Below are 3,079 nucleotides of genomic sequence, written 5' to 3'. Positions count from 1 at the left end.
GGCTTGATGAGATCACGTGATCCACAGGAAGTTATCCGCCAGGCGCAGCAGCTTGTGGATGCAGGCTATAAGGAAATTGTCCTAACAGGCATTCACACAGGCGGCTACGGAGAAGATATGAAAGATTATAATCTTGCTGCCTTGCTAAGAGATTTGGAGGCACAAGTAGCAGGCTTGAAGCGTCTTCGCATTTCTTCAATTGAAGCAAGCCAGATTACAGATGAAGTGATTGAAGTAATTGATCAGTCTAATATCATCGTTCGTCATCTGCACATCCCTCTTCAGTCTGGTTCTGACACTGTGTTGAAGAGAATGCGCAGAAAATATACGATGGAGTTCTTCGGTGAGCGTCTCGATCGTTTGAAGGAAGTATTGCCAGGTCTTGCAGTAACTTCTGATATCATCGTCGGCTTCCCGGGAGAAACAGAAGAAGAATTCATGGAAACTTATAATTTCATTAAAAAGCATCAGTTTTCAGAACTTCATGTTTTCCCTTATTCAAAACGTACAGGCACTCCTGCTGCGAGAATGGAAGACCAAGTGGATGAGGATGTTAAAAATGAACGTGTGCACCGCTTGATCCAGCTTTCAGACCAGCTGGCTAAGGAATATGCTTCTCAGTTTGAGAATGAGGTTTTAGAACTGATTCCAGAGGAAATTTATAAGGATTCTCCTGATAGGGGTCAATATGTAGGTTATACAGATAACTATCTGAAAGTAGTATTCCCTGCTACTGAAGACATGATTGGCAAAATTGTGAAGGTTAAGATAGTAAAAGCTGGCTACCCATTCAATGAAGGACAATTTGTCCGCGTTTTAGAAGATGAAAATGTAGTTGAAGAGGCTGCAGTTTAATATTAAATGTAAATAAGGGTGTCCCAAAATTATTTTGGGGCACCCTTTCATTTTATATGAAAGTGGTCAGTTGATTTACGCTCCGGTTACTCGCTTTTCGCGGAGCTTCAGGTGAGTCTCGTTTTTATTATAAAAAGCTCATGGCATAAATTGAAGCGAGAGAATACGATTTGGCAGGGAAGACGTTACTCTTTTAAGAGATAAATAATGATATCACCGAAAAAATCATTGTCTATTTCTAATTTATTAATAGAGGAATTTACCGTCCCCCATGAATAAACTCCACCATTCTGCCGAATTTTTCAGCGAAAGGAAGGACCAGCAATGAAGCAATGACATTATATACTACACTTACATGTGCAAGCTGGACCTCAGCGCGGTGGGCGGTCAGGGGGACAAGGCCTGCTAGCTGATCAATGAACGGATAGAAGGCAGCAGCACCTGCAACATTAAGCCAGACATGGGCATAGGCAGTCAGTCTTGCTTCCCGGCCGGCACCGATCGAAGCAAGCAATGCGGTAATACACGTCCCTATATTTGCGCCAAGCATAGCTGCGATGGCTGAATCCATCTTTAGCGTTCCTTCTGTAAGGAAGCCCATGATTATACCGGTCATTGCAGTGCTGGATTGAATCAGTCCAGTGACAATCGTGCCGGTTAGAATACTGGTCACATGACTATTATTCAGGTTACCGAGAGCACTTCCCACGATTGGGATGCTAGTCACTGGGTCTGCCAGGAACGTAAAGCCACGCATTGCCGCAAATATTGCTGCAATCCCAAAGGAAATCGCGCCAAAGTTTTTCCAAGTACTATTTTTTGTCATAAGCAGTATCGCACCGATTATTGCCAAGGGAACAATGAATCCATCTATATTGAAGGTTATTAGCTCCAGCGTAAATGTTGTCCCGATGTTTGAACCGAGAATGATTCCAATTGATTGTGAAAACTTTAGTAAACCAGCTGAGATTAAGCCGATTGTGATGACCATTACAGCGGAACTGCTGTGCAAAAGAGCTGTAACAACTGTTCCGGCAATTAGTCCTTTTAAAGGAGTATCAGTCATGACTGAAAGCCAGTTCTTCATCCTGCTTGCCGAAAGCTGAAAAAGCCCTTTTCTTAATAACATCATTCCGCTTAGAAAAATACCTAGGAACAATAGAAATAATAATAGATAGACCATCACATTCACCCTTTCATTAAAATGTATGAAGGACGATGCTGGACATGCATATAAATTTTCCTCCAGATAAAACTCAACATATGCATATTATTAAAAACAAGGGCTAATTACAGTTGACCTCATGGCGCTGTTATATTATAATTGCAAGGTACATGGTTTCCATGTGTTTTGGTGTTAGTGTGTTGTGCTCGGAGGGAGGGAAAGAGAATGTCTAAAACTGTCGTTCGTAAAAACGAATCGCTTGAAGATGCTCTTCGACGCTTCAAACGTACTGTATCTAAATCAGGTACTATCCAAGAAGCTAGAAAGCGCGAATTCTACGAAAAACCTAGTGTGAAGCGTAAGAAAAAGTCTGAAGCTGCTAGAAAACGCAAGTTCTAAGAGAGGGTGGAATCAAATTGAGTCTGCTCGAGCGTTTAAATAATGATATGAAACAAGCGATGAAGAACAAAGAAAAGGACAGACTCACTACGATTCGGATGATCAAAGCCTCTTTGCAGAATGAAGCAATTAAGGTCGGCAATCAGGAGTTATCCGAAGAAGAAGAGTTAACTGTACTTTCTCGTGAAGTGAAACAACGCAAAGATTCCCTCCAGGAATTTGAAAAGGCGGGTCGTGAAGACCTAGTTGAAAAGATACAAACAGAACTAAAGCATGTCGAGGTTTACATGCCACAGCAGCTAAGCGAAGAAGAAGTGGCGGCAATCGTCAAAGACGCTATCGCAGAGACAGGTGCGGCATCGAAAGCCGATATGGGTAGAGTAATGGCTGTCATTATGCCTAAAGTAAAAGGTAAAGCAGACGGATCTCTCGTTAATAAACTTGTACAACAACACCTTTCATAAAAGCTCGAAGGCCGTAAGATATTCTTACGGCCTTTTTAGCATAAACAAAGGGTAGATATACATATAAATGATTGCTAAGGTTCACGGCTTTTTGATGCTCATTCATATTAGGTAATTCTATTGCCATTTAATTGAATAAGATGTTTGTTTATGTGGTCTTTTTTAATTGATTCAGAAAACGAAATACATAATAGCC

Annotated in this window: 4 protein-coding genes; 3 read left to right on the top strand and 1 reads right to left on the bottom strand. The window is 41.3% G+C overall.

The window, feature by feature from the left end; genetic code table 11:
* On the top strand, positions 1–855 hold an 855-nt coding region (locus tag WB217_RS01845; protein ID WP_423990106.1), incomplete at its 5' end, for a MiaB/RimO family radical SAM methylthiotransferase.
* Between the two features lie 259 nt (positions 856–1,114).
* Here WB217_RS01845 and WB217_RS01840 read toward each other — a convergent pair.
* Positions 1,115–2,038 (bottom strand): Na/Pi symporter, encoded by a 924-nt coding sequence (locus WB217_RS01840; RefSeq protein WP_423990104.1) that lies wholly within the window; start codon positions 2,036–2,038, stop codon positions 1,115–1,117.
* Between the two features lie 207 nt (positions 2,039–2,245).
* On the opposite strand from WB217_RS01840, the gene rpsU reads away from it, so the two are divergent.
* Together rpsU and WB217_RS01830 are read left to right on the top strand one after the other, a co-directional pair.
* On the top strand, positions 2,246–2,419 hold the full coding sequence (gene rpsU, locus WB217_RS01835) for a 30S ribosomal protein S21 (RefSeq protein ID WP_015595024.1): 174 nt from the start codon (positions 2,246–2,248) through the stop codon (positions 2,417–2,419).
* A 17-nt stretch (positions 2,420–2,436) separates the two neighbouring features.
* Positions 2,437–2,883, top strand: coding sequence for a GatB/YqeY domain-containing protein (locus WB217_RS01830; protein WP_423990101.1), 447 nt, complete (start codon positions 2,437–2,439; stop codon positions 2,881–2,883).
* Positions 2,884–3,079: the final 196 nt, after the last annotated feature.

Source organism: Mesobacillus sp. (genome assembly GCF_049588175.1).
Lineage (GTDB): Bacteria > Bacillota > Bacilli > Bacillales > Cytobacillaceae > Mesobacillus.
The sequence above is the reverse complement of the archived record's forward strand: the minus strand, read 5'-3'. Positions and strand labels throughout refer to the sequence as shown.

Bases quoted from the DNA above. Each gene is read 5' to 3' on its own strand.
- WB217_RS01840 (WP_423990104.1), bottom strand. From the start codon at position 2,038: ATGGTCTATCTATTATTATTTCTATTGTTCCTAGGTATTTTTCTAAGC.
- rpsU (WP_015595024.1), top strand. From the start codon at position 2,246: ATGTCTAAAACTGTCGTTCGTAAAAACGAATCGCTTGAAGATGCTCTT.